We start from the raw sequence: 24,888 nt of genomic DNA on the forward strand, positions 1-24,888 counted from the left end.
CGCCGACCGATGAAGCCCGCCCCCCATGATGCCGCCCCACGTTTCTGGCGTGATGCAGCGCTGCCCTTCATCGAAGCCCGGGGCATCGCCGATGGACGCAAGGTCTGCTATTCGCGTCATTCCCATGACCACTTTTCCATCGGGGCTATCACGGCCGGGCGCAGCACCTACCTGCATGAGCAATCGAATTTCCAGGTAGAGAGCGGTACGGTCGTATTGATGAACCCCGGCGATGTCCATGCGTGCAACCCGATCAATGATCAGCCATGGTCGTATGTAATGCTGTACGTCGACACCCAGTGGCTGACGGACTTGCAGCGCCGAATCGGCTTTGACGAGACCCTGGGTTTTCAGGGCTTCGCCACCACCCACAGCCGCGACATCGAGCTGTTTGCCGCCTTACAGGGTTTGTACGGCCAACTGGTGGATGAGCGGATCGACATCGCCCGCAAACACGCCGCCGCCGAAGCGTTTTTCATCGACCTGCAACACCGGCTCAACCCAGCCGGGCGCCCGGACCGTGGCAGCCACCCGGGGTTGATGCGAGCGGCGCAGTTTATCCATGACCATTGCAGCGAGGCCTTGAAACTCGAAGACATCTGCGCCGCCGCACAACTTTCGCCGTCGTACCTGAGCCGGGCCTTCAAGCGCCATTACGGCATGACGCCCCATGCTTTCCTGGTCAATCGTCGGATCCAGTTCGCCCGTCGGCAGTTACGCGAAGGCAAGCTGATTGCCGATGTCGCACTGGACAGCGGGTTTGCCGACCAGGCGCATTTCCAGCGCGCCTTCAAACAACACCTGGCCGCCACCCCGGGCCAATATCGCGGTTGATACCCGACCCTGCTTTTGCGGGGATGGCTCAAGGCAACAACAAATACACCGCACTGACCACCAGCAACGCCGCCATCGTCCGATTGAACAGGCGCATGGTCGCCGGGTTGCCCAGCCAGACCCGCAGAAAACTGCCGGCATAGGCCCAGCAGCCCACCGAGAGATAACAGATCACCAGGTAGATAGCCGCAAACTGCCACACCAACCGCGCCTCACCATCGGCCACGAACGCTCCCATCCCGGCCACACAGGCCAGCCACGCCTTGGGGTTGAGCCACTGCATCAACGCGCCGTAAAACATCGACGGCGCCCGCTCCTCGTCTCCGGCGCCCAGCTGCCCGTTGTCCATCGCCAGTTTCCAGGCCATGAACAACAGAAAACCCACGCCCCCCAGTTGCACCACTCGCGTGAGGCCGGGCCAGCGCTGCAGCACTTCGTGCAACCCCAGCCCCATCAACACCAGCAGCAAGACAAACCCCAGGGTGGCCCCGGCCACGTGACGCAAGGTGGCACGAAAGCCGAATCGCGCCCCGGAACTGAGGGCGACTATATTGACCGGGCCGGGAGTGATGGACGCGACGAGTGCAAACGCCGCCATGGAAATAATCAGACTCATTGCATACCTTCTTCATGTCCGTGAGGTGGCGTTCAAGGTAAATTGCATGCCACTGGCGGTATTGAACAAAACTGCCCAATGACGACGACTCACCGCGCGCCGTGCGAACAGGTGCTGTTTCGGGCTCTTTTTTACGCAAACTTTACGCAGCGTCCGGTCAACGAAATCGATACTGGGCGGCTCATTCTTTCAGGCGTGTTTTATGTCCCTTGCGGCTGTGCGGTTTATCGGATTCATCCTCGGCATTTTCCTGATCACCCTGGCCGCGAGCATGGCAATCCCGCTTCTCACGCTGATGGTGTACGAGCGAAACGATGACCTCTCGGCGTTCTTGTGGTCGAGCCTGATCACCTTTGTCTGCGGCATCTTGCTGGTAGCACGTGGTCGACCGGAGCACATACAACTGCGTCCGCGGGACATGTACCTGCTGACCACTGCCAGTTGGGTGGTTGTCTGCACCTTCGCCGCCTTGCCGATGGTATTTATCCAGCACATCAGCTACACCGACGCATTCTTCGAGACGATGTCCGGCATCACCACCACCGGCTCGACCATCCTCACCGGCTTGGACAATGCCTCCCCGGGCCTGCTGATCTGGCGCTCGATGTTGCAGTGGCTCGGAGGGATCGGCTTCATCGGCATGGCGGTGGCCATCCTGCCGCTGTTGCGGGTCGGCGGCATGCGACTGTTCCAGACCGAATCATCGGACTGGTCGGAGAAAGTCACACCGCGCTCCCATGTGGCGGCGACCTACATCCTGTGGCTCTACTTAGGCTTGAGTGCCCTGGCCGCCCTGGCCTTGTGGCTGGCGGGCATGACACCTTTCGAAGCGATCAACCATGCGATGACCATGATTTCCACCGGAGGGTTCTCCACTTCGGATTCGTCCTTGGCCAACTGGTCTCAACCGGCCATCCACTGGATCTCGGTGATTATCATGATCGCCGGCGCACTGCCCTTCACCTTGTATGTCGCCACGTTGCGCGGGAACAAACGAGCGTTGCTCAGGGATCATCAGGTCCGTGGATTCCTCGGATTCCTGGTCATTACCTGGCTCGTGGTGGGCACCTGGCTGAGCCTGAACAGCGACTACGCCTGGCTGGACGCGGTGCGCATCGTAGCCGTCAACGTGACTTCGGTGGTCACCACCACCGGTGTGGCGCTGGGTGACTACTCGCTATGGGGCAGCTTTGCCCTGCTGCTATTTTTTTACCTGACGTTTGTCGGCGGTTGTTCGGGATCCACCTCCGGCGGGCTGAAGATTTTTCGTTTCCAGGTGGCCGGCGCCTTACTGATGGGCAGTTTGAAACAACTGATCCATCCGCGGGCGGTGATTCAAAAAAAATACAACAAGCACCCCATCGACGAAGAGATCGTCCGTTCGCTGCTGACGTTTTCTTTTTTCTTCACCATTACCATCGGCGCTATCGCCCTTGGGCTTGCGCTGATCGGCCTGGACTGGACGACGGCCCTCACCGGTGCCGCCACGGCCGTGTGCAACGTCGGGCCAGGGCTGGGCTCGATCATCGGACCGGCCGGCAACTTCTCCACCTTGCCGGATGCGGCCAAATGGCTGCTGACCATTGGCATGCTGCTGGGTCGTCTGGAGATTCTGACCGTGCTGGTGTTGTTCACGCCGGTGTTCTGGAAGTATTGAACACTTCGGGTAATGCGAAGCCGATAAACGAAAAAAGCCGCGACGCCAATCCATAACGTCGCGGCTTTTTTTCAAGCGATCAGCGGTCGTTCTTGATCGAAGAGCTGGTCGCGTTGGTCAGTCCCTTGGTGTTGTGGGTGCCTGGCGTAGTGGTGGAAATGGCCGACGCCTTGGTCAAGCCGCGCGTGTCACGGTCCTTGGCGATGTTCGACGTGAGCGAAGCCTTGCTGGTCCGGTCGGTGCGGGTGGTACCGGTGTGTTTGCCGCTCAGGCCATGATCGCGAGTCCGGGTGCCGGTGTGGTCGCTGGTCAATCCTTTACCAAGGCCGCTGGAAGCGCTGGACTTGCCACTGCCCTGGCCACCGCCGACACCACCACCGTGGCCGCCGCCGTTTCCACCGCCCTTACCGCCACCCCCGCCATTCCCACCACCGGCAGCGTAGCTCGCGCCAATAGGCGACAGGTCGGCGGGCAACAAGGCTGAGGCACTCAGCATCAAGGCACACACAGCGACGGCGATCAGGGATTTCTTATGTTTGGACATGATGTCTCCGAAAGACAAAAACAACGGTTGAACCTTTAAGACTCAGGGGTTCAACTTTTGTTCGTAAGCAGCCGACCAAGTGAATGGAAATTCACTGTCGATTTTCCGGTGGAGCCATCCCGGGCCTGGCTCTATGCTCCCCCCATGAACCTACACGACTCGCTGCTCCCACCCCATGCCGAGATGGTCCGCGCCATGCTCGAACGAGACACCGCCTACGAGGGGGTGTTCTTCACGGCGGTCAAGACCACCGGCATCTTCTGTCGCCCCAGCTGCACGGCGCGCAAGCCGAAGCCGGAAAACGTCGAATTTTTCGCCCACGCTGACGAAGCCATGTCGGCCGGCTACCGGGCCTGTCTGCGTTGCAAGCCGCTGGATGCCGCCGCCATCGCGCCGGCCTGGATCCAGGCGCTGCTCAAGGCCGTGGACGCCGAACCCGACCTGCGCTGGACCGACGCCTTGTTGCTGGAACAAGGCATTGAACCGCTGAAGCTGCGGCGCTGGTTCAAGCAGCATTTCGGCATGACTTTCCATGCCTACCTGCGCACCCGACGGCTGGGCATCGCCCTGGGGGGCATCAAAGAAGGGATTTCCATCGACAATGCGGCCTTTGACTCAGGCTACGAGTCCCTGAGCGGATTTCGTGACGCCTTCGTGAAGTCTTTCCACATCACACCGGGCCGCGCCGCCCACAGCGAACCTCTGCTGTTCACCCGCCTGACAACGCCACTGGGGCCGATGCTGGCCATGGCCGAACGGCGCGGCCTGGTGTTGCTGGAGTTCCTCGACCGCCCGGCCCTGACCCGGGAAATCGAAGAGTTGCAACAACGCTACGGCTATACCGTCGCCCCGGGGCACAATCCCCACTTGCAACAGATCGAAACCGAACTGGCCGACTATTTCGCTGGAAAGCTCACCTCGTTCAGCGTGCCGCTGCACATGCCCGGCAGCGCCTTCGCCGTCCGGGTCTGGGCTGAACTGGAAAAAATCCCCTACGGCGAAACCCGTAGCTACGGCAACATCGCCACTGCCCTCGGCAGTCCTGGTGCCAGCCGTGCGGTGGGACTGGCCAACGGCCAGAATCGCCTGGCCATCGTCATCCCCTGCCACCGGGTGATCGGTGCGGATGGCTCGTTGACCGGTTATGGTGGCGGGCAGCCACGCAAGGCTTTTCTGTTGCGGCTGGAAAAGGCCGCGGTGCAGGTGTCCCTGCCACTGGCATTCTGATCAGCCTGCCGAGTGAACACCTGATGCCTGTCCCGTACCACGATGCGAGCACCTTTCTGGCAAGCCTCGACGAAGACTGGTGCCGTCATGTCGAGATGATCGGCCCTTGCCTGCTGCAACCCAAACCGGCCCGCGACCCGTATGAAGCACTCGTCCGGGCGATTGCCTATCAACAATTGCATGCTAAAGCCGGCGATGCGATTCTCGGTCGCTTTCTGCGGCTGTTTCCGGGAGCGATATTCCCCAGGCCTGAGCAGATCCTGGCGACTGACTTCCAACAGATGCGCGACTGCGGATTTTCCGCCAGCAAGATCGCGACCATACAGGGCATCGCTCAAGCGACGCTGGACGAGGTGGTGCCGGACTACCCCGCGGCGCTGGCCATGGATGATGAGGCCTTGATCGAACGCTTGATCACCCTGCGCGGCGTCGGACGCTGGACCGTGGAGATGCTGCTGATCTACAGCCTGGAGCGACCCGACATCCTGCCGGCGGATGACTTTGGAGTGCGTGAGGGGTATCGGCGGCTCAAGGGCTTGGACGTCCAACCGACGCGCAAACAGATGGTTGGGATTGGACAGGCGTGGAGCCCACATCGGACGGTGGCGGCGTGGTATTTGTGGCGGGTGCCCGGTCGCTAGAGCGCGTCATCGTTCATCGCGAGCAGGCTCGCTCCCACAGGGATTTCGGTGTTTGTGTTCACTGAAGATCAAATGTGGGAGCGAGCCCGCTCGCGATGGCTGCCGCATGGCCGGCCTGAATTCAGCTGTCAAAAAATGCCGACCGTCTAGGCTGTCCTGAGCCACTTCCCAATTGCCAACCGGAGGTTCTCATGCAGCTAGAAGGATCCTGCCATTGCGGCGCGGTGTCGTTCAGCCTCGACAGCGCCCACCCCTACGCTTATCAGCGCTGCTACTGCTCGATCTGTCGCAAGACTCAGGGTGGAGGCGGCTTTGCGATAAACCTGGGGGGCGATGCACGGAGCTTGAAGGTACGCGGTCGCAAGCACATCTCGATCTATCACGCGCGGCTCAAGAATGACGGGGATAAACGCGCCCACCGCAGCAGCGCCGAACGGCATTTCTGTTCCCTTTGCGGTTCAGGCTTGTGGCTGTTCAGCCCCGAATGGCCTGAGCTGATCCACCCGTTCGCCTCTGCCATCGACACGCCGTTGCCGATACCGCCTGAGCACACCCATCTGATGCTGGGCTCCAAGGCGCCGTGGGTGGAAGTCGAGGCGCACGCCGGCGATCAGCAGTTCGAGGTCTATCCCCAGGAGTCCATTGCCCAATGGCATGAACGCCTGGGTCTGAGCGATTAAGGATGTAGAGCTGCGTGAGGCCTCATCGCGAGCAGGCTCGCTCCCACAGGGATTTTCGGTGTACTCATTACTTGTGTTCACTGAAGATCAAATGTGGGAGCGACTCTGCTCGCGATGGCGTCAGGGCAAACAGCCCTATACCGCAGGCACACCACTGTGGAAGCGAAACTCCACATCCGGCGATTCAATCAGCGCCTGCTCGGCGTCACGAACCTTGTCGATCACCTGGGCGATGTCCTTGGCGTCGCCATACTGGTAGGCCAGTTTCAGGTAGCCCTGGAAATGCCGCGCTTCGCTTTTGAGCAAGCCGAAATAGAACTTGCCCAATTCTTCGTCCAGGTGCGGCACCAGGGCCTCGAAACGCTCGCAACTGCGGGCCTCGATGAAAGCGCCGACCACCAAAGTGTCCACCAGTTTGACCGGTTCGTGGCTGCGGACCACTTTGCGCAGCCCCGAGGCGTAACGCCCGGCAGAGAGCTGGCGCAAGCCGACCTTGCGTTTTTTCATCAGGCGCATCACCTGTTCGTGATGCACCAGTTCTTCCCGGGCCAGACGTGACATCAGGTTGATCAGGTCAACGTGGGAGTGGTACTTGGCGATCAGGCTCAGGGCGGTGCTGGCGGCCTTGAATTCGCAGTTCTTGTGGTCGATCAGCAGCGTCTCCTGGTCGGCCAGCGCCGCCTGGACCCAGGCATCGGGAGTGCGGCAACCAAGGAATTCATGAATTTCGGGAAGGATCATGGGGCTCACGGAAAAAGAGAGTCGAGCGAAGGGCGCCGATTATACCGGCCTGCCTCCAGACCACCAGCCACCGCCGTTGATATGCATCAAGTCGACGACTGCCATACAACAACTATAGTTGAGCAACGCCATGCCTTTTTATTGCTGGAGACGCCGATCATGCAAGCCATTCGCAGCATTCTGGTGGTCATCGACCCCGAACATTCGGAAAGCCTCGCGCTCAAGCGCGCCAAGCTGATTGCCGGTGTCACCCAGGCCCACCTGCATCTGCTGGTGTGTGACAAGAAGCATGACCATGCCGGCATGCTCAGCGTGCTGAAGGCCGCGTTGCTGGCCGACGGCTACAGTGTCACCACCGAACAGGCCTGGAACGAAAGCCTCTACGAAACCATCATCGACGTACAGCAGGCCGAAGGTTGCGGCCTGGTGATCAAGCAACATTTTCCCGACAGCCCGCTGAAAAAAGCCCTGCTCACCCCGGCGGACTGGAAATTGCTGCGCCATTGCCCGACTCCAGTGCTGCTGGTGAAAACCGCCGGTTCCTGGAAAGACAAAGTGATCCTCGCCGCCGTCGACGTGGGCAATGCCGACGGCGAGCACCGCCACCTGCACTCCACCATCATCGATCACGGCTACGACATTGCCATCCTGGCCAAGGCGCACCTGCACGTGATCAGCGCCCATCCCACACCGATGCTGTCCTCCGCCGATCCGACGTTCCAGCTCAAGGAAACCATCGAGGCCAAATACCGCGAACAATGCCGGGCGTTCCAGGCTGAGTTCGACATCGACGACCAACACCTGCACATCGAAGAAGGTCCGGCGGACGTCCTGATTCCATACATGGCACGCAAGCTGCAGGCGGCGGTGACAGTGATCGGTACCGTGGCCCGTTCCGGGTTGTCAGGGGTCTTGATCGGCAATACCGCCGAAGCGGTGCTCGACACGCTGGAAAGCGACGTGCTGGTGCTCAAACCGCAGGAGGTCGAGGATCATCTGGTGGAGCTGGCGGTCAAGGACTGACATCCCCCGCCACAAAAGCCATCTCCTTCAGCCGCCAATGGCATCCTTCAGGAAGCCCGGCGCGATGTAGCGCTGGTAATGGGCTTCGGACAGCAGGAAGAATTCCCGATCAATGGCGTCGCGCAGGTCCGGCAGGTCCCAGTCGCGAAATTCGGGCATCAGCACCATGCCGTAGGCTTCCAGGTTGTTGATCACCCGCGCGCCACGGGCGATCAATTGATAAGCCCAGCAATATTCCGACTGGTGCGGCACAAAACGAATCTTGCGTGTTTCCAGTTGCTGGCGCAGCAGCGCAGGATCAAAAACCTCCAGTTTGGCCACCATCACCTGGACCAGCAACTGCTCAAGCCGCATCCACACCGCGCGTTTTTCGTCCTCGTTATAGCCGTTCCAATGAATCACTTCATGGTGGAACCGCTTGCAGCCACGGCACACCAGGTCACCGTAGACAGTGGAGCAAAGGCCGACGCAGGGGGTCTTGATGAGCTGGTTGGGCATAAGGAAAAACACACGCAAAAGCAGGACAGGCCGGCATGTTAGCCCTTTGTCTAAGATTGATCACCCCTCAAACTTCAGGGGCCAACTTACGTTTATTTTTTTTTTGCCGTAGAATCAGCCAGCCTTTTAAGGCGCCAATGTCCGTTAGAAGCTGTTTTCAAAGCGTCACGAGCACAGTCGTTCCTTCAGAGCGGTGTTGGCCGAGGGTCTTTCCAGCGGGGAAAGCCCAACGCCAACCCTCATCAGCTCCCCGTTCTGCAGGCGTAAAACTTTGAAAGCAGCTTCTGTGAGGAACTCGCGGAAACTCTGGCGTGGTGGCTCAAAAAGCCTCCGACGCGCATGAGTACCGTGGGTTTCTGGATGAGCGTCCCGGACACCCATTTGGGACCACTGATGAGGGTAATAACTGTGCTTGAAGCCTACCGCAAACATATCGAAGAGCGTGCAGCACTGGGTATCGTTCCCCAGCCGCTTAACGCCGAACAAACCGCAGGCCTGATCGAGCTGCTGAAGAATCCTCCGGCTGGCGAAGAAGCTTTCCTCGTTGACCTGATCACCAATCGCGTTCCGCCTGGAGTCGACGAAGCCGCCTACGTGAAGGCCGGTTTCCTGTCCGCCCTGGCCAAAGGCGAAGCCCAATCCCCTCTGCTGGACAAGAAGCGCGCCGTTGAACTGCTCGGCACCATGCAGGGCGGCTACAACATCGTGACCCTGGTGGACCTGCTGGACGACGCCGAACTGGCGCCCGTAGCCGCCGAAGAACTCAAGCACACACTGCTGATGTTCGACGCCTTCCACGACGTGGCTGAAAAAGCCCGCAATGGCAACGTTCACGCCAAGGGCGTGCTGCAATCCTGGGCCGACGGCGAGTGGTTCAAGAACCGCCCCGTGCTGGCCGACAAGATCAGCCTTCGGGTGTTCAAGGTTACCGGCGAAACCAACACCGACGACCTCTCCCCGGCTCCTGACGCCTGGTCCCGCCCGGACATCCCGCTGCACGCCCTGGCCATGCTGAAAATGGCCCGTGACGGTATCGTGCCGGATGAACAAGGCAAGACCGGCCCGATGAAGCAGATCGAAGAGATGCGCGGCCAGGGCTTCCCGATCGCCTACGTCGGTGACGTGGTCGGTACCGGTTCGTCGCGTAAATCAGCCACCAACTCGGTGCTGTGGTTCTTCGGTGACGACGTGCCTTACGTGCCGAACAAGCGCGCCGGTGGTTTCTGCTTCGGCAGCAAGATCGCCCCGATTTTCTACAACACCATGGAAGACGCCGGCGCCCTGCCGATCGAATTCGATGTGTCCAACATGCACATGGGCGACGTGATCGACCTGTACCCGCATGCTGGCAAAGTCTGCAAGCACGGCACTGATGAAGTCCTGGCCACCTTCGAAATGAAGACCCCGGTCCTGTTGGACGAAGTGCGTGCCGGCGGTCGTATCCCGCTGATCATCGGTCGCGGCCTGACCGAGAAGGCACGTGCCGAGCTGGGCCTGCCCGCTTCGGACCTGTTCAAGAAGCCGGAAGCCCCGGCCGAAAGCACCAAGGGTTTCACCCTGGCGCAGAAAATGGTCGGCAAGGCCTGCGGCGTGACCGGCGTTCGTCCGGGCACCTACTGCGAGCCGAAGATGACTACCGTCGGTTCCCAGGACACCACTGGCCCGATGACCCGCGACGAATTGAAAGACCTGGCGTGCCTGGGCTTCTCGACCGATCTGGTGATGCAGTCCTTCTGCCACACCGCGGCCTATCCAAAGCCGATCGACGTGACCACCCACCACACCCTGCCTGACTTCATCATGACCCGTGGCGGCGTGTCCCTGCGTCCGGGCGACGGCATCATCCACAGCTGGCTGAACCGCATGCTGCTGCCGGACACCGTCGGCACCGGTGGCGACTCCCACACCCGTTTCCCGATCGGTATCTCGTTCCCGGCCGGTTCTGGCCTGGTGGCGTTCGCCGCCGCCACTGGCGTCATGCCGCTGGACATGCCGGAATCGATCCTGGTTCGCTTCAAGGGCAAGCTGCAACCAGGCGTCACCCTGCGTGACCTGGTTCACGCCATCCCTTACTACGCGATCCAGAAAGGTCTGTTGACCGTCGAGAAGAAAGGCAAGAAGAACGCCTTCTCCGGCCGCATCCTGGAAATCGAAGGCCTGGAAACCCTGACCGTCGAGCAAGCGTTCGAACTGTCCGACGCCTCGGCCGAACGTTCGGCTGCCGGTTGCACCATCAAGCTGTCCAAGGAATCGATTGCCGAATACCTGCAATCGAACATCACCCTGCTGCGCTGGATGATCGGCGAAGGCTACGGCGATGCCCGCACCCTGGAGCGTCGTGCCCAGGCGATGGAAGCCTGGCTGGCCAACCCGGAACTGCTGGAAGCCGACAAGGACGCCGAATACGCCGAAGTCATCGAGATCGACCTGGCCGACGTCAAGGAGCCTGTGCTCTGCGCGCCGAACGACCCGGACGATGCCCGCCTGCTCTCCAGCGTCGCTGGGCAGAAGATCGACGAAGTGTTCATCGGTTCGTGCATGACCAACATCGGCCACTTCCGCGCTGCCGGTAAGTTACTGGAACAGGTCAAGGGTCAGTTGCCAACCCGTCTGTGGCTCTCGCCGCCGACCAAGATGGACGCTCACCAGCTCACCGAAGAAGGCTACTACGGCATCTACGGCAAGGCCGGTGCACGGATGGAAATGCCAGGCTGCTCGCTGTGCATGGGTAACCAGGCACGCGTGGAACCGAACTCCACCGTGGTGTCGACTTCGACCCGTAACTTCCCGAACCGTCTGGGCGACGGCGCGAATGTCTACCTGGCTTCGGCCGAACTGGCATCCGTGGCGTCTATCCTGGGTCGCCTGCCGACCGTCGAGGAGTACATGGAATACGCCGGCAAGATCGACAGCATGGCAGCGGACGTGTACCGCTACCTGAGCTTCGACCAGATCGCCGAGTTCCGTGAAGCGGCTGCCAATGCCAACATCCCGGTCGTTCAAGCCTAAGGCTTCAACGCTCGACTAAAAACGCCGCCCTTCTTGCGAGGGGCGGCGTTTTTTTATGCCTGTTTTCGATGCAACCTGAACTGACGCCATCGCGAGCAGGCTCGCTCCCACAGAGACTTGTGGTGAATGACGAATCTATGAACACCCAAGACTCCATGTGGGAGCGAGCCTGCTCGCGAAGACGGCAGCACATCCAACATCAATGCAAGCTGACCCACCGCTTTCGCGAGCGCGCTCGCTCCCACAGGGAATCCGGTCAGGATGTCAGGGAATAGACCAGCGCGGTAATTGCCACCACCCCTACCAGCGTCACGAACACATTGGACGCCTGGCCGCGGTAACGGGCCATGGCTGGGACCTTTTGGATGGCGTACATCGGCATCAGGAACAGGATCGCCGCGATTACCGGGCCGCCCAGGGTTTCGATCATGCCCAGGATGCTCGGGTTAAGGGTGGCGACGATCCAGCACACCACCAACATGAACGCTGCGGTCAGACGGTCCAGGGTCTTTGCCGCCGGGCGTCGACCGCTCTTGACGATCAGGCCCTTGAGGCCTTCGCTGGCGCCAATGTAATGCCCCAGGAAGGACTTGGAGATCGCCACGAACGCAATCAATGGCGCGGCAAAAGCGATGGTCGGATTACTAAAGTGGTTGGCCAGGTACGACAGGATCGACAGATTCTGCGCCTTGGCCTCGGCCAGTTGCGACGGGGAAAGCGTCAAAACACAACTGAACACAAAGAACAGCACCATCACCACCATCAGCACATGGGCGCGCGAGAGGATCTGCGAGCTGCGCACTTCGGCGTTATCGCCATGGCGACGCTTCTGATCCACCGCAAACGCCGAGATGATCGGCGAGTGGTTGAACGAGAACACCATCACCGGAATCGCCAGCCACAAAGTATGCAGCAGCGCCGATGGTTCAGGCAGCGTGGACGCTGTGGTCAGAATGCCACCGTTCCAGTGCGGGATCAGAAACACCGCCAGGAACAGCAACGCTACGATAAACGGATAGACCATCAGGCTCATGGCCTTGACGATCGCCTGCTCCCCGCAGCGCACCACTGCCAGCAAACCCAGGATCAACACCAGCGACAGCACCACCCGAGGTGGCGGCTGGATATGCAGTTGATGCTCCAGGAAGCTGCCCACCGTATTGGTCAGCGCCACGCTGTAGATCAGCAGGATCGGGAAAATTGCAAAGAAGTACAGCAACGTGATCAGTGCACCGGCCTTGATACCGAAATGCTCCTCCACCACGTCAGTGATGTCCGCGCCTTCACGGCCGGACAACACGAAACGGGTCAGCCCCCGGTGGGCGTAGAACGTCATGGGAAAGGCTAGCAACGCCAGGATCAACAACGGCCAGAAACCGCCGAGGCCGGCGTTGATGGGCAAAAACAAAGTACCTGCACCGATGGCGGTGCCAAACAGGCCCAACATCCAAGTAGTGTCATGCCGCCCCCACTGGCTGAGCGTAGCTGGGGCTGTCGTTTCAAAGCGTTCTTCGACGCTAGTGGCCTGATCATTCATCCGGTCGGATCTCCGCATTCCGGTCACATGCACCCGACCAGGACGAGTCGGAAAACCCCGACAGGCAGCGCCCTGGCCGAAACAGGGGCGCGATTGTCCGGGATTAACGAGCAGAAGCAAAGACTTAGCTGAGGAGCGGTTGTGAGGACGGTGCATCTGCGGCAAATAACGCCGGGGAATGAAGCCGCCGACCTATCGCCGTTTTGCGCCAACTCCTACACTCAGAACAGATGAAACAGTTACCAGCGCAGGATAAGCCATAATGCACAAAACCCTGTGGGAGCGAGCCTGCTCGCGATAGCGATGGAACAGCCAGCCATGGTATTTCCTGAGACACCGCTATCGCGAGCAGGCTCGCTCCCACAGGTTTTTCGTCAGTCCTATTGCCCACAGGAGCACAGCATGACCGCAACCGTTCTTGTACTGGTTGAAACCGTCAACGAATACCTGCCGATTCTTGAGCGTCAGGGCTATCACTTGGAGTTGGCGCCAACGCCTGCCGAGCGCAAGACGGCGATTCACGAACATGGAGAACGGTTCAGCGCGGTACTGACCCGCGGTCCCCTGGGTTTGACGGCCGAGGAAATTGCCGCCCTGCCCAACCTGAAAATCATCTGCGTGATCGGCGCCGGCTACGAGCAGGTGGACCTGCAGGCCGCCCATCAGCGCGGCATCGTGGTGACCAATGGCGCCGGGGTCAATGCGTCGTCGGTAGCCGACCATGCCATGGCGCTGTTGCTGGCGTTGGTGCGCGATATCCCCCATTGCGATGCCGCCCTGCGACGGGGCGAATGGCCGAGGAGCGCGCGCCCTTCCCTGGCCGGTAAGCGGCTGGGCGTGTTGGGCCTTGGCGCGGTGGGCATGGCGATCGCCAAACGGGCCGCCCTGGGCTTTGACATGAGTGTCAGCTATCACAATCGCCGGGTACGCAACGACGTGCCCTACACCTTCTGCGCCACGCCCACGGAACTGGCGCGGGTCTCGGACTTCCTGATCGTCGCCACGCCAGGCGGCCTGGATACCCGGCAGTTGATAAACAAGCAGAGCCTGGATGCGCTCGGTCCAAAAGGATTTCTGGTGAACGTCGCCAGGGCCAGCGTGGTTGCCACCGCCGACCTGATCAGCGCCCTGGAACAACGGCGAATTGCCGGAGCGGCCCTGGATGTGTTCGATCACGAGCCCGAAGTGCCGCAGGCGCTGAAGAACCTGCCCAACGTCGTCCTCACACCCCACGTGGCAGGCCTGTCGCCGGAAGCCACCCGCGCTATGGTGGAGTTGGTGGGCCAGAACCTGACCGCGTTCTTTTCCGGCAAACCGGTACTGACGCCGGTGCGCTTGCCCGACGAGGAGCGTTAGAGAACGCCCAATAGCGTCCACACGCGCCGGGATTCGGCATCGGCACTGATCAGTTCGCCCAGCAGCTCGTTCAACGGTTTGTTGCCCCACTCCACGCCGCGCCGGATCAAATAGGGCACCGGACTGTGGGGTTCGGTGCGAGCCAGGTAGCCGGCGATGACCAGCAACTGGCGATAGGCTTCCTCGCGGCTGGCCGGCTCCTGAAAAGCCAGGGTTGCCGCGGCGCCCACCTGCGCTGGGGCGGTTTGCGGCGTCACCGGCGGTGGTGCTTGCGCCGGCACGACGGTGGGTTGCTGTGGGTTCATCGCAATGAACTCCTCTATCAATGTCAGCAAGGCCTGTATCACGTCCTGCAGGGAGGAATAGCCTGGGGCCTGATCGCCCAGGTAGGCATCACTCCAGGCTTCGAGCCGTTGCAGGTGCTGCAGGCTCAGCATCAGGCTGCCCTGGCGATGCAGCCAGAACGACAATGGCGTGGTGCGAATCAGTTCGCTAAGTTTTTTCTGGTCGTTGCGCGCCGCTTCCGCCGAGGCCTTGGCGTTTTTACTGTCGTTGACCAACACCTGCTGGCGCTGCAAGCGTTGCCAGTCGGCCAGGCAGAAACCGTCGAAATCAGGGTCCCGGCCATCGAACAAGGGCACCCGTGTCAGTAACACTTCGCTGTAGCGACGGGCCAGCCACTCCAGCGGAATGACCCGCCACGACGGGTCACCGTCATCGGCCCGGGGATACAGCTGCTCGGGGTAGCGCTCACACAGACCCGCCACCAACGCCAGGCTGCCCGGCAGTCCTTCCAGCCCGGTCAGGTGTAACCAGGCCTCCCCCAGCCAGGCGCTGATCATCAAATCCTTGCTGCGCTCGAGCAGCAACACAGTGGCAAGTCTTTCCAGTTCCGGCCATTGGGCGCGCTTGATCGACGATTGCCACACACCTGTGGGCAGGCTGGTGTCGTCCTCCCGGCGCAACTCGCGCAACTGGTCGAACTCCGGCTCGTAGCGCAGATCCTGGCCACAGGGCGATTCGGCGCTGATCGGCTCAAGCAACCGGGGGATGAGTTCGGGCAAAGGGGATATCGGCAAACTCACAAGCCCTCCTCGCGGGTTGCGATGGCGGTGCTCGATGAGGTCGCCATGAAAGGTGAACGGGGGGCCTGGGTCGGCAGCGGCGCAATCGACAGCGGCAGCTTCGAACCCTGGCTCATCAGCGACAAACGCAGGAACATCTGGGTCTGTTGCGCCGTGGTCGCCTGGGTCTGGGCCGTCACGGGCAGTTGCAGGGTCAGCGGGAAATCGGTGTAGTCGGCGTTCGGCTGGCGCTGGCTCGACACCAGTGAGCGCATCAGGCGCAGCAACGCCCACGGCCCCTGGTACTCCCAGCCGGCTTCCAGATCGCGCACCACCAGGTCGGGTTGCAAGGGGTCGTTGGCCGGACGCTGGTAACCGTTACGGGCCCAGCGCAGGGTCAAACTCACCGGCTGGCCGACCATCCAGCGCAGGTTCTGCCCGGTTTCACCTGGGTAACTGATCTGTTGGTTGCCGGCGTTCAGCCCCCAGGCGATCACCTGATCCGCGCCGCGTTCCTGCTCGCGATCGGTTCGCCAGCGCACGTCCATTTCCACGCCGAGCAAGCCACTCTTGTCCCGCACGAACAGCGGCCCGAGCCAGGCACCGGCCTGTTTCAAACGGTTGAGAAAATCCTCCGCCGCCAATCGCTCCGGCGTCCGGCTCAACGCCAGTCCGGCCTGTGCCTGAGGCAGCCGCGTGTCGATCAGCTCCAGCAGGCGCTGGACCCGCGCCGGGTCGGCATCGCTGGCCCGCACGTCCTGGGAAAACGGAAAGCGCCCGGCCAGGTACTGATTGAAATAATTGGCCAGGTCATTCCAGGCGGTCGCCGCCTGGTTCTGTTGTAGATACAGGCAGCGCTGCAAGGCACTTTGTTGCAGCGTAACGGTGCGCACGGCCAGGTCGCCACGTCCGCCGGGCAGGCTGGACGTTTGCAGAATCTGCGCGCAGGACGTGGTGTCCATTTCGATGAAATCGCGACTTACCAATTGCTCCAGCTGGGCAGCCGCACTGGCCGGGTTCTGGTTTTTGTATTTGAGCAGTTCGTCGTTGAGCGCCATGAACCGGGCAACCTGATCGTGCTCCAGGGCCGACAGGTTGTCCTGCTGGACAATCAGCCATTCCAGCGCAGGCATACGATGCTCGGCGATCTGTAGCATGGCGCCGAACTGCTGGTTGAGGTTCAGCTTCAAGTCCTGAGGATCAGTGGCGCCGTACAACTGCAAGCCGAAGTTCTTCGAGCCGTCCCAGCGTTGGACATCGGCACGTTGAGTGAACAGTGGCTGGGCGTCGATTTCGTTCAGGCCGCTCTGGATCTGCGCCAACGCTCGGCGGTTGAGCAGGCGCTGAAAACGAATCGCCAGATCGCTGCGCTTCACATCCATGAAAGCTTTTTGCAGGGCAACGGCCTGGGAGGTCTGCACATTGAAACTCATGCCCGGTAGCGGTTGCTCGCTGTCATCCAGACTCAGCCACATGGCCCGCGCCGCCGCGCTTTCAGCAGCCTCCATCAGCGCCCCACGATAATCCGGCGGGATGCGCGGCAGTTCTTCATTGGCGTAGCTCTGGTAGCTGGCGAAGTAGTTCAAGGCAACGCTGAAATCGTCGCTGTCACCCCGGCCCATCGAGTCGGCGTTACTGTCCGACGGCGCCTTCTGCATGGCCAATGCCACGAAGTCACGCTTGAACAGCGCTTGTACCGCGCCGTCCAGCGCCGTGACATGCTCCTGCAGCACCAGCAAACCGCTGCCCTGCTGGACCAACAGATTGTCCCTGGAACCGGTCTGGACGATCCACTGGTCGCGAAAGCTCTGCTGCAATTTTGCCGCCTGGCTCTGCAGATCCTGCTCAAGATCCGGCCCCAGCAGCGTGCTGTGGCCCACCTTGTCCATCAACTGGGTGTAACCGGGCACCAGGTCCTGCCCCTTGCCCCGGCCCCAGGCCGAGTTGGTCAGGCTGACGAGCCTTTGCAGGTCATCGACCAACGCCATCAGCTCTTCGAGTTCGCTCAAGGAGTTGCCGCCGCCGGCCTCAAGCCGTTGCAGATGCAGCTTCAGGTAACCGGCCTGACGCACGAAGTTGTCCGCCAGAAAGTAATGATCCAGCCAGCGCTGCATCAGGCCCATGAAGTTATCGGCAATCACCGGGCGCGCGGCGTTCAGGTCCAGGCCTTTCAAATCGCTATTCTGGGCATCGAACAGCACCCGATTGTAAAAACGCGCCCGGCTCAAGGTCCCGGTGTTGAGGTTCAACGACAGGGCGTTGTTGCTCAGTTGCACCAGCTCGTCCAACGGTGCCTTGGGGTTGTTCACCGCCTGGCTGAACATCTGGTTGTGCTGTTCCAGGCGCACCGCACGCTCAACCAGGTCCTTGGCTTTCACGTAACTTTGCCATTGGGCCGGATCTTCGCTTTCCACGTTGCCGCGCCGCTCGGTATTGCGGATGCCCTTGAGTTGTTCGAGGTCCGAGACCAGCAGGTCACGCAGCGGCAATATCCAATGATGGCGGGCGGTCATGCGCAAGCCGTTGTCCAGTTGTACGTCCACGGCGGAGAACCAGGAAGTCGGAAACACCACCGAGACGAAACGCCAGCGCGGGGCTTTTTCCAGCACGTTCCAGTAGTTCTGCACGTTGTGCCGGGTCGGCTCCAGTTGCGGCTTGTCGGGGTCGACCACGACATGGTTTTTGTGCGCGCTGAGGACCAACCGCGACAAGCCCTCGGCTTGCTCGACCGAATCGTGCCAGACCCAGACCATGCTCCCCAGCCAGACCACGCCGACCACCAGCGCCACCCCACCGCCCAGCCGATGCCAGCGCTGGCGCAAGCGCAGCAGGCGTGGCACCGGCTGGGCCAGCCCCCGCTCGGCCACCAGCCGGCGCGACCACAATTGCCGGGCGAACACCGTTTGGCGCAAAACGCTGTCGCTGGCGGTCAACCCATCGCCAGTGACGGCGGGCGCCTGGCTGGCGGTGAAATACACGCCACGAAAGCGCGGTGCCTCGCCTTGCGCGTTGCCCTGGAAAACCGGTTCCAGCAGCAGCTGCATGGCGCGCCGCAACCCTTCGAAACGCTCCGGCAACCCATACAGATCGCTGCTCAACTGCCCCGACAGCGCGCCGATTTCGATGATCGACTGGGACAATGCGGCGTTGACCTGATCCAGCGCCTGATCGCTCCATTGCGATTGCCACGCCGCCTCGGGCGAATATGGCGACGACCAGCCCAGCGTCGATTCCCGCGCCTGGGCGGGCAAGGCGCTGACCAGTTCCTGGAACCCCGGCAGTTCTTCCATCCCGGTGATCACCACGTACACCGGCAAGCTCAGACCGAACCGTTGCAAGAGGTCTATGAAACAGCGCCGGACCTTGAGACTCAACTCGGTCGTCTGCTCGATGTCATCGAGCTTGCCGAACGGCACAGTCCAGATCACCGCATCCAGCGGCCGTCTGCTGCGCAGGCGCAGAATCAATCCCAACAGCCGCCACCAGTTACCCCGCTGCATGTTCATGCCCTCATCGGGCAAAAACAGCGCCTGGGGCACCACCAGCACCGCGCCTTCGGCATCCGACCACCAGCGGCCGAACCACGCCGCCTTGTCTGTCGGCTGCAAACGCCACTGGGCGCACAACTGCGCGCCATCGGCCTCGTTGCCCAGCATCAACAACCAGGGCATCTGATAGCGGTCCCGAGTGCCTTGCTCCTGCTCCATGTGGCGCACCGCGCCATAGAAGCTGCGGATAGCCGCGCCGCCCTGGGTGCGCAGCCACCAGATCGCCGCCGCAATCAGCAGCACCGCGACAATGGCGAGCAACACCAGGGCGACGATGCTCAAGAGGCTCATGAGTCCTGCTCCTGAACCACCGACTCGTTCAGTTGCAGCACCGGTTCAAGCTCTGATTGGATGTCACGCCAGAACACCTGCCCCAACCCGGTCAGCAGCAACACCATCGCCAGGATCACCAGGCCCAGGCGCAAACCGTCCGGCAACGACTGTTGAACCGGGACACGTATCGGTGTGGCCGCCGCAGACATCGCCAGGCGCTGGCTGACATCGACATAATCGGGCTCGTGCTGCCAGGCGAACGTGAACAGCGCCACCCGCCATTTTTCGTGCTGGACCTGACCGGGCTCGCCCCGCAATCGGCCCTGAAAACCGAGAATCAGACACTGCAGGTACACGTTGGCCAGGTCCCGGGTGCCGGGCATCTGCTCATCGAGCAGTTTCTTGATAGCGGCCGGCAACCGTTCGCCGGCCTGACGGCTGGAGTACATGCGCGATTCGAGGGGATGCTGCTGCCAGGCCAGTTGTCCCGGCCATGGGGTGAACAGCAAGGTCTCGTCCACCAGCGCCACGAAGGCGTAGACCAATGCCTTGACCTGCTCGGTGGCCGCATCGCCCACGGTGGCAAAGGCAACCCGCCACAACCGCTGGGCGCTTCGACCGGAAAACTCCACCACCCGGCTGACCAATACCGCGGGGTCGCTGTCCTTGGGCAAGTCCTGCCAGTCCTGGGACCACTTCAGCCAAGCCTGACGAAACGCACTGCTCAGCGGTGCCTCATGCAGACTCCGAACCGCCCCGCCACTTCCGTCAGGCATACGACTCCCCTTTTACGATCAGGCGCTTTCACCGGCTTGCGCCACAAACAACACCACTTGCCACGGACTGCTGGCCTGATGCGAGGCCGGCGCTACGATGTGCAACGGCAATTGCCCATCGAACCATTGCCCACTGGCGGCCACCACGAACAACCGGGTGTCGTCACCCACGCTGTAGGCCACCTGTTCGTTGCGGCTCATGGCCTGATGGGGCAGACCGCTCATGCGTTGGCGACTCAACAACGGGATGTGCGGCGCCGACGCGATGATCGCCCCGCGCAACCACTCGGCGGCGGCTTGCTCACTGGCGCCGTTGGGCATACGCAGGCCGATCACCAGGCGCTGGTTCGGCTGGTCGTCGGGCAACTGGATCGAGAACACCTGGTCATCGCGCTCGAAGGCCAGGCTGCGATAACCGGCGCGGACCAGCTCCAGGGTGTTTTCCAACCAGTCCAGCAGCGGCTCATAGCCGCGTTGCAACTCAAGAAAATCCAATGGCGCAAAGGCCGGGACACCGGCCAGCGGATCGAGCGCCGACCAGCTACCAGCCAGCCCCAACAGCAGACCATGCAATGCCTGGGGCGTCGCCACCCGGGTGTTCAGCGCGCCTTCGACTTCCGGCAAACGCGCCCACAACGCAGTCAATTGACGGCGAATCTCCATGGCATCGTCCTGGTTACCGGCCGCCTGGGCCTGACGCAGGCGCCCGGCCAGGAACAGGCATTTCTCCCGGGCCCTGGCACACAGCCCGGCCACTCGCCGACCAAGAATCGATTCCGGCAACAGGATCGGCGTCGGCGGTGTGTAGGCCACCCGCAGGAAACCGCCGCCCTCCTTGCGGATGCGCAACAGCGGCAGGCAGATCGAGTCGGCCTTGCTCAGTTGTGTGCACAGCCGAGGGTTCGGCCGCCACACCGTGATGGACTCGGGGAACTCGCCGCTGGTGAGGTCCGGCAAGGCGTCACCCACTACCGATTGCAGCCGGCCCTTGAGCGGCAGCAATTGCCCGGCGCGCCAGAGCGGACTGATGGCCAGGTACACGGTCACCGTCGCGTCGTCGGTCTTGTTCACCGCTTCGGTGATGTCCAGCTCCAGGGTCGGCCCGACCCCGGCCTGCACGTTGACCGGCAACCCGTCCGGCAAGGTGCCCTGTAGCTGCAACAGCCGGACCTGGCCGGCGCTGAGGGCCGAAGGGTCGACCTCCAACTGGCTGACACCCCAGAACCAGGGGTTGCAGGCGCCGGCAAAATGCGCGGCCAGGGCTTCAGCGCGCAGGCCTTGCAATTGGAAGTGCTGGGGCAGCAACTGCATGCCCTCGTGCCAGCAAACCGCGTCAGGTAACAGACTCATACGACTCCCTTCGACATCCCAATGACGCCGCCCCAGGGCGGCCCGCGGTCACTCAAGGCTGACTGGCAAGCTGGCCATCGTTCACCAGGGTCATCTCACGACTTTCGAACTTCAGCCAAGCCTGGCGCTGATCGTCCAGCCGAAGCCGGTGGGCTCCGGGAGTGTTATAGCTGGCGAAGACCAAAAGTCCAGCGGCGCGCCTGCCCTCCAGAGGGAAGGGTTGGCGGTCGATGAATTGCCCCGGCACCAGCTCCAGCCCCCACACCGACATGAGTTGACGATAGTCGCGCTGGAACTGTTCGCGCTCGGCAAACCACTGGCGTGCGCTGATTCCCGACAGCTGCTTGAGCAGATCCGGGTCGTTCACGGCGACAAAATCCACTGCGATGGGTGTGTCGTCATTGGCTCGGGGCGCGACGTCCAGGGTCAGGCTGTCGAGGTCGACACTGGGAGCAAACAGCGAACAACCGGTGAGCGCGACGCTCAAAAAAAATCCGGAAAAAAGAACACGCAAAATGAATCTTCCTTTTCTCAGCGGTCAAAAATTGTTTTTGCTTGCATTTTTATAGACCTGTTCTAGCGTCTTGGGTAGTTCGACCCACACAGTCGAATGCACCAGGTTCGTCAAGGGAATGACAGGTCTACTGCCCTCCATTTGCAACCTGCGGATCAGCAAGGGAATGCGATGAGCGGGCCCCCCGATGCATTGCTCCCTACATGCATCGGAGTCGGCCGCCATGGCAGAAAGTACCCAGCACAAGCTCGACAGAGTTCGTCCTCCCCGCGTCCAGATCACCTATGACGTGGAAATCGGCAATGCCATCGAAAAGAAAGAATTGCCACTGGTGGTCGGCATTCTGGCCGACCTCTCGGGCAAACCACTGGACCCGCTGCCCAAGCTCAACGAGCGGCGCTTCACCGAAATCGATCGCGACAATTTCAACGAGGTACTGGCCTCCATCTCCCCTCGCGCCACGCTCCAGGTGAATAACACCCTCAGCGGTGACGACAGCAAGCTCAACATCGAACTCAACTTCCGCCACATCGACGACTTCGACCCGGTCAAGGTTGTGGAGCAGGTCACGCCCCTACGCCGGCTGTTCGAAGCCCGCCAGCGTCTGCGGGACCTGCTGACCAAGCTTGATGGCAACGACGACCTGGACAAGCTGCTGCGCGACGTGATCGCCAACACCGAAGGCCTGCAAGAGATCAAGTCAGCCCGCCCTCAGGATGCGCAAGACCTGCCGACCGAAGCCGCCAACGATGACCCAGCCCCGGCCGAACCACAGGCCTGATCGCGCTCATCACTCAAGGGAGATAAAGCCATGCCTGCTTCATCCAGCGCTCAAACCAGCGAGAGCACGACCCAGACCCTGTCCCTGCTGGACAAGATCATCGCCGAAGGCCGCATGGCCCACGACGACAGCCAGCAGGACTACGCCCGCGACATGCTGGCCGAATTCGCCACCCAGGTCCTCGACGAAGGCATGGCCATCGACAAGGACACCGTGGCCATGATCAACGACCGCATCAGCCAGATCGATCAGTTGATCAGCGCCCAGCTCAACGAAGTGCTGCACCACCCCGAACTGCAAAAACTCGAAGCCTCCTGGCGCGGCCTGCATCTGCTGGTGCAAAACACTGAAACCAGCACGCGGCTTAAACTGCGCTTGCTCAACGTGACCCAGAAAGAACTGCAGAACGATCTGGAAAAAGCCGTCGAGTTCGACCAGAGCGCGCTGTTCAAGAAGATCTACGAGGAAGAATACGGCACCTTCGGCGGGCATCCGTTCAGCCTGCTGGTGGGCGACTACACGTTTGGACGCCACCCCCAGGATATCGGCCTGCTGGAAAAACTGTCGAACGTCGCCGCCGCCGCGCACGCGCCGTTCATTGCCGCCGCCAGCCCCCGGTTGTTCGACATGACCAGCTTCACCGAGCTGGCCGTGCCCCGTGACCTGTCGAAGATTTTCGAAAGCCAGGAGTTGATCAAGTGGCGCTCGTTCCGCGAAAGCGAAGATTCGCGCTACGTGTCCCTGGTGCTGCCGCACTTTCTGCTGCGCCTGCCCTACGGCCCGGACACACTGCCGGTGGAAGGCATCAACTACGTCGAGGACGTCAACGGCACCGACCACAGTAAATACCTGTGGGGCAACGCCGCCTGGGCGCTGTCGCAACGCATCACCGAAGCCTTCGCCAAATATGGCTGGTGCGCAGCGATTCGCGGGGCCGAAGGCGGTGGCGCGGTAGCAGGCCTGCCGGCCCATACCTTCCGCACCAGCTCCGGGGACCTGTCACTCAAATGCCCGACCGAAGTGGCGATCACCGACCGGCGCGAAAAAGAACTCAACGACCTGGGCTTCATTTCACTGTGCCACAAGAAAAACAGTGACGTGGCAGTGTTCTTCGGCGGCCAGACCACCAACAAGGCTAAGCTCTACAACACCAACGAGGCCAACGCCAACGCGCGAATCTCGGCGATGTTGCCGTATGTGCTCGCCGCCTCGCGTTTCGCCCATTACCTGAAGGTCATCATGCGCGACAAAGTCGGCAGCTTCATGACCCGCGACAACGTGCAGACCTACCTCAATAACTGGATCGCCGATTACGTGCTGATCAACGACAACGCGCCGCAAGAGATCAAGGCGCAGTACCCGTTGCGCGAAGCGCGGGTGGACGTCACGGAAGTGGCGGGCAAGCCAGGGGCCTACAAGGCCACGGTGTTCCTGCGGCCGCACTTTCAGTTGGAGGAGCTGACTGCTTCGATCCGCCTGGTGGCGACCCTGCCGCCGCCGGTAGCGGCCTGACGGCCGAAACCTCTGGCGAGGAGCTTGTGGCGAGGGGATTTATCCCCGCTGGGCTGCGCAGCAGCCCCCTAAGCGGTTCACTTAGGGTGGTCAGATTTAGGGCCGCTTCGCGCTCCAGCGGGGATAAATCCCCTCGCCACAGGTTCGGCGTTCGTTTTTAACGGTATTGGGCACCCCCAATCTCGTCTTATTCAGGAGTTCCACACAATGGATGCGATCATTCTCGACCTCGGCGGCGACATCAAGGGCGACAGCCTGCTCGAGGGCTTCACGGACAAAATCGAAGTCATGTCCTACAGCCACAACGTGGCGATGCAAGTCACCAATGACGTCAGCAACTCGGAACGTACGTCCGGCAGGCCCCACATCGGCGAATTCACCCTGACCAAATTCGTCGACAGTTCTACCCCCACCCTCAACGAATATTGCTGCGCCGGTAAACCGATCCCCGAAGCCATCATCACCATCGGTCGCAACGCTGCCGAAGGCAGCGGTCAGATCATGCCGTTCATCGTCTACACCCTGACCAACGTCGTGCTGTCCAACGTCAGCGTCAGTGGCGGTACAGGCGGCAAACCGGTGGAAACCCTGTCGCTGAACTTCACCAAGATCAAATGGGAACTCACCGCGCAGAAAGACGACGGCACCAAGGAAGGCACGGCGGGCACGACGTGGGACCTGGCGGCCAACAAGATGACCAAGTAAGG

At 61.4% G+C, this 24,888-nt stretch carries 21 protein-coding genes; 11 read left to right on the plus strand and 10 right to left on the minus strand.

All coding sequences use genetic code 11. The features are described from left to right. Positions 1-9: 9 nt before the first annotated feature. Entirely contained in the window at positions 10-834 is an 825-nt protein-coding gene (locus QOM08_RS15005) for a helix-turn-helix transcriptional regulator (protein ID WP_047225756.1), read from the plus strand. 28 nt (positions 835-862) lie between these two features. Here the strand turns inward: QOM08_RS15005 and QOM08_RS15010 are convergent, their stop codons facing one another. Next, positions 863-1,450 carry a LysE family translocator gene (locus QOM08_RS15010; protein WP_047225755.1) on the minus strand — a complete coding sequence of 196 codons (588 nt, stop codon included), beginning with the start codon at positions 1,448-1,450 and terminating at the stop codon, positions 863-865. 202 nt (positions 1,451-1,652) lie between these two features. On the opposite strand from QOM08_RS15010, the gene QOM08_RS15015 reads away from it, so the two are divergent. Then, entirely contained in the window at positions 1,653-3,107 is a 1,455-nt protein-coding gene (locus tag QOM08_RS15015) for a TrkH family potassium uptake protein (protein ID WP_107322352.1), read from the plus strand. A 79-nt stretch (positions 3,108-3,186) separates the two neighbouring features. Here QOM08_RS15015 and QOM08_RS15020 read toward each other — a convergent pair whose 3' ends face one another. Beyond that, on the minus strand, positions 3,187-3,651 hold the full coding sequence (locus QOM08_RS15020) for a hypothetical protein (protein WP_047225753.1): 465 nt from the start codon (positions 3,649-3,651) through the stop codon (positions 3,187-3,189). Between the two features lie 144 nt (positions 3,652-3,795). Here QOM08_RS15020 and QOM08_RS15025 point away from each other — a divergent pair, with 144 nt between their 5' ends. The 3 genes from QOM08_RS15025 (at position 3,796) to QOM08_RS15035 (ending at position 6,199) form a co-directional block, all read left to right on the plus strand. Continuing rightward, on the plus strand, positions 3,796-4,878 hold the full coding sequence (locus QOM08_RS15025) for a bifunctional transcriptional activator/DNA repair enzyme AdaA (protein WP_047225752.1): 1,083 nt from the start codon (positions 3,796-3,798) through the stop codon (positions 4,876-4,878). A 23-nt stretch (positions 4,879-4,901) separates the two neighbouring features. After that, a complete protein-coding gene (locus QOM08_RS15030) occupies positions 4,902-5,519 on the plus strand; it encodes a DNA-3-methyladenine glycosylase family protein (RefSeq protein ID WP_107322351.1) in 618 nt (205 codons plus the stop codon). 191 nt (positions 5,520-5,710) lie between these two features. Next, entirely contained in the window at positions 5,711-6,199 is a 489-nt protein-coding gene (locus QOM08_RS15035) for a GFA family protein (protein WP_188250798.1), read from the plus strand. 135 nt (positions 6,200-6,334) lie between these two features. On the opposite strand, the gene QOM08_RS15040 is transcribed toward QOM08_RS15035, so the two are convergent. Continuing rightward, positions 6,335-6,940 (minus strand): tRNA-(ms[2]io[6]A)-hydroxylase, encoded by a 606-nt coding sequence (locus QOM08_RS15040; RefSeq protein ID WP_076384407.1) that lies wholly within the window; start codon positions 6,938-6,940, stop codon positions 6,335-6,337. 159 nt (positions 6,941-7,099) lie between these two features. On the opposite strand from QOM08_RS15040, the gene QOM08_RS15045 reads away from it, so the two are divergent. Continuing rightward, on the plus strand, positions 7,100-7,963 hold the full coding sequence (locus QOM08_RS15045; RefSeq protein ID WP_047225748.1) for a universal stress protein: 864 nt from the start codon (positions 7,100-7,102) through the stop codon (positions 7,961-7,963). 27 nt (positions 7,964-7,990) lie between these two features. On the opposite strand, the gene QOM08_RS15050 is transcribed toward QOM08_RS15045, so the two are convergent. Then, positions 7,991-8,461, minus strand: coding sequence for a DUF1289 domain-containing protein (locus tag QOM08_RS15050; protein WP_047225747.1), 471 nt, complete (start codon positions 8,459-8,461; stop codon positions 7,991-7,993). Between the two features lie 408 nt (positions 8,462-8,869). Here QOM08_RS15050 and acnB point away from each other — a divergent pair, with 408 nt between their 5' ends. Continuing rightward, positions 8,870-11,470, plus strand: a complete 2,601-nt coding sequence (gene acnB, locus QOM08_RS15055) for a bifunctional aconitate hydratase 2/2-methylisocitrate dehydratase (protein WP_047225746.1) — start codon at positions 8,870-8,872, stop codon at positions 11,468-11,470. A gap of 256 nt (positions 11,471-11,726) precedes the next feature. Here the strand turns inward: acnB and QOM08_RS15060 are convergent, their stop codons facing one another. Further along, positions 11,727-13,007 carry a serine/threonine transporter gene (locus QOM08_RS15060; RefSeq protein ID WP_076384405.1) on the minus strand — a complete coding sequence of 427 codons (1,281 nt, stop codon included), beginning with the start codon at positions 13,005-13,007 and terminating at the stop codon, positions 11,727-11,729. A gap of 402 nt (positions 13,008-13,409) precedes the next feature. Between QOM08_RS15060 and QOM08_RS15065 the strand changes: the two genes are divergently transcribed. Beyond that, positions 13,410-14,363 (plus strand): 2-hydroxyacid dehydrogenase, encoded by a 954-nt coding sequence (locus tag QOM08_RS15065; protein ID WP_107322349.1) that lies wholly within the window; start codon positions 13,410-13,412, stop codon positions 14,361-14,363. Here the strand turns inward: QOM08_RS15065 and tssA are convergent. The 5 genes from tssA to QOM08_RS15090 are packed head-to-tail and all read right to left on the minus strand — an operon-like array spanning position 14,360 to position 21,888. Continuing rightward, on the minus strand, positions 14,360-15,448 hold the full coding sequence (gene tssA / locus QOM08_RS15070; protein WP_107322348.1) for a type VI secretion system protein TssA: 1,089 nt from the start codon (positions 15,446-15,448) through the stop codon (positions 14,360-14,362). The genes QOM08_RS15065 and tssA overlap by 4 nt on opposite strands. Further along, entirely contained in the window at positions 15,445-19,266 is a 3,822-nt protein-coding gene (locus QOM08_RS15075) for a type VI secretion system protein (RefSeq protein WP_160892240.1), read from the minus strand. The genes tssA and QOM08_RS15075 overlap by 4 nt, the downstream gene beginning before the upstream one ends. Continuing rightward, positions 19,263-20,024 carry a DotU family type IV/VI secretion system protein gene (locus QOM08_RS15080; protein ID WP_107322346.1) on the minus strand — a complete coding sequence of 254 codons (762 nt, stop codon included), beginning with the start codon at positions 20,022-20,024 and terminating at the stop codon, positions 19,263-19,265. The genes QOM08_RS15075 and QOM08_RS15080 overlap by 4 nt, the downstream gene beginning before the upstream one ends. Positions 20,025-20,042: 18 nt before the next feature. After that, positions 20,043-21,374, minus strand: coding sequence for a type VI secretion system baseplate subunit TssK (gene tssK / locus QOM08_RS15085; RefSeq protein ID WP_107322345.1), 1,332 nt, complete (start codon positions 21,372-21,374; stop codon positions 20,043-20,045). 52 nt (positions 21,375-21,426) lie between these two features. Next, on the minus strand, positions 21,427-21,888 hold the full coding sequence (locus QOM08_RS15090) for a hypothetical protein (RefSeq protein WP_047225739.1): 462 nt from the start codon (positions 21,886-21,888) through the stop codon (positions 21,427-21,429). 223 nt (positions 21,889-22,111) lie between these two features. Here QOM08_RS15090 and tssB point away from each other — a divergent pair, with 223 nt between their 5' ends. The 3 genes from tssB (at position 22,112) to QOM08_RS15105 (ending at position 24,886) form a co-directional block, all read left to right on the plus strand. Continuing rightward, on the plus strand, positions 22,112-22,669 hold the full coding sequence (gene tssB, locus QOM08_RS15095) for a type VI secretion system contractile sheath small subunit (RefSeq protein ID WP_047225738.1): 558 nt from the start codon (positions 22,112-22,114) through the stop codon (positions 22,667-22,669). A gap of 30 nt (positions 22,670-22,699) precedes the next feature. Next, on the plus strand, positions 22,700-24,181 hold the full coding sequence (gene tssC, locus QOM08_RS15100; RefSeq protein ID WP_047225737.1) for a type VI secretion system contractile sheath large subunit: 1,482 nt from the start codon (positions 22,700-22,702) through the stop codon (positions 24,179-24,181). Between the two features lie 207 nt (positions 24,182-24,388). Continuing rightward, the gene (locus tag QOM08_RS15105) at positions 24,389-24,886 is read left to right on the plus strand and encodes an Hcp family type VI secretion system effector (protein ID WP_047225736.1); all 498 of its coding nucleotides are present in this window, start codon (positions 24,389-24,391) and stop codon (positions 24,884-24,886) included. The last annotated feature ends 2 nt before the right edge of the window (positions 24,887-24,888 follow it).

This window comes from Pseudomonas sp. P105, from assembly GCF_032614175.1.
Taxonomy (GTDB): Bacteria; Pseudomonadota; Gammaproteobacteria; order Pseudomonadales; family Pseudomonadaceae; genus Aquipseudomonas; species Aquipseudomonas rhizophila.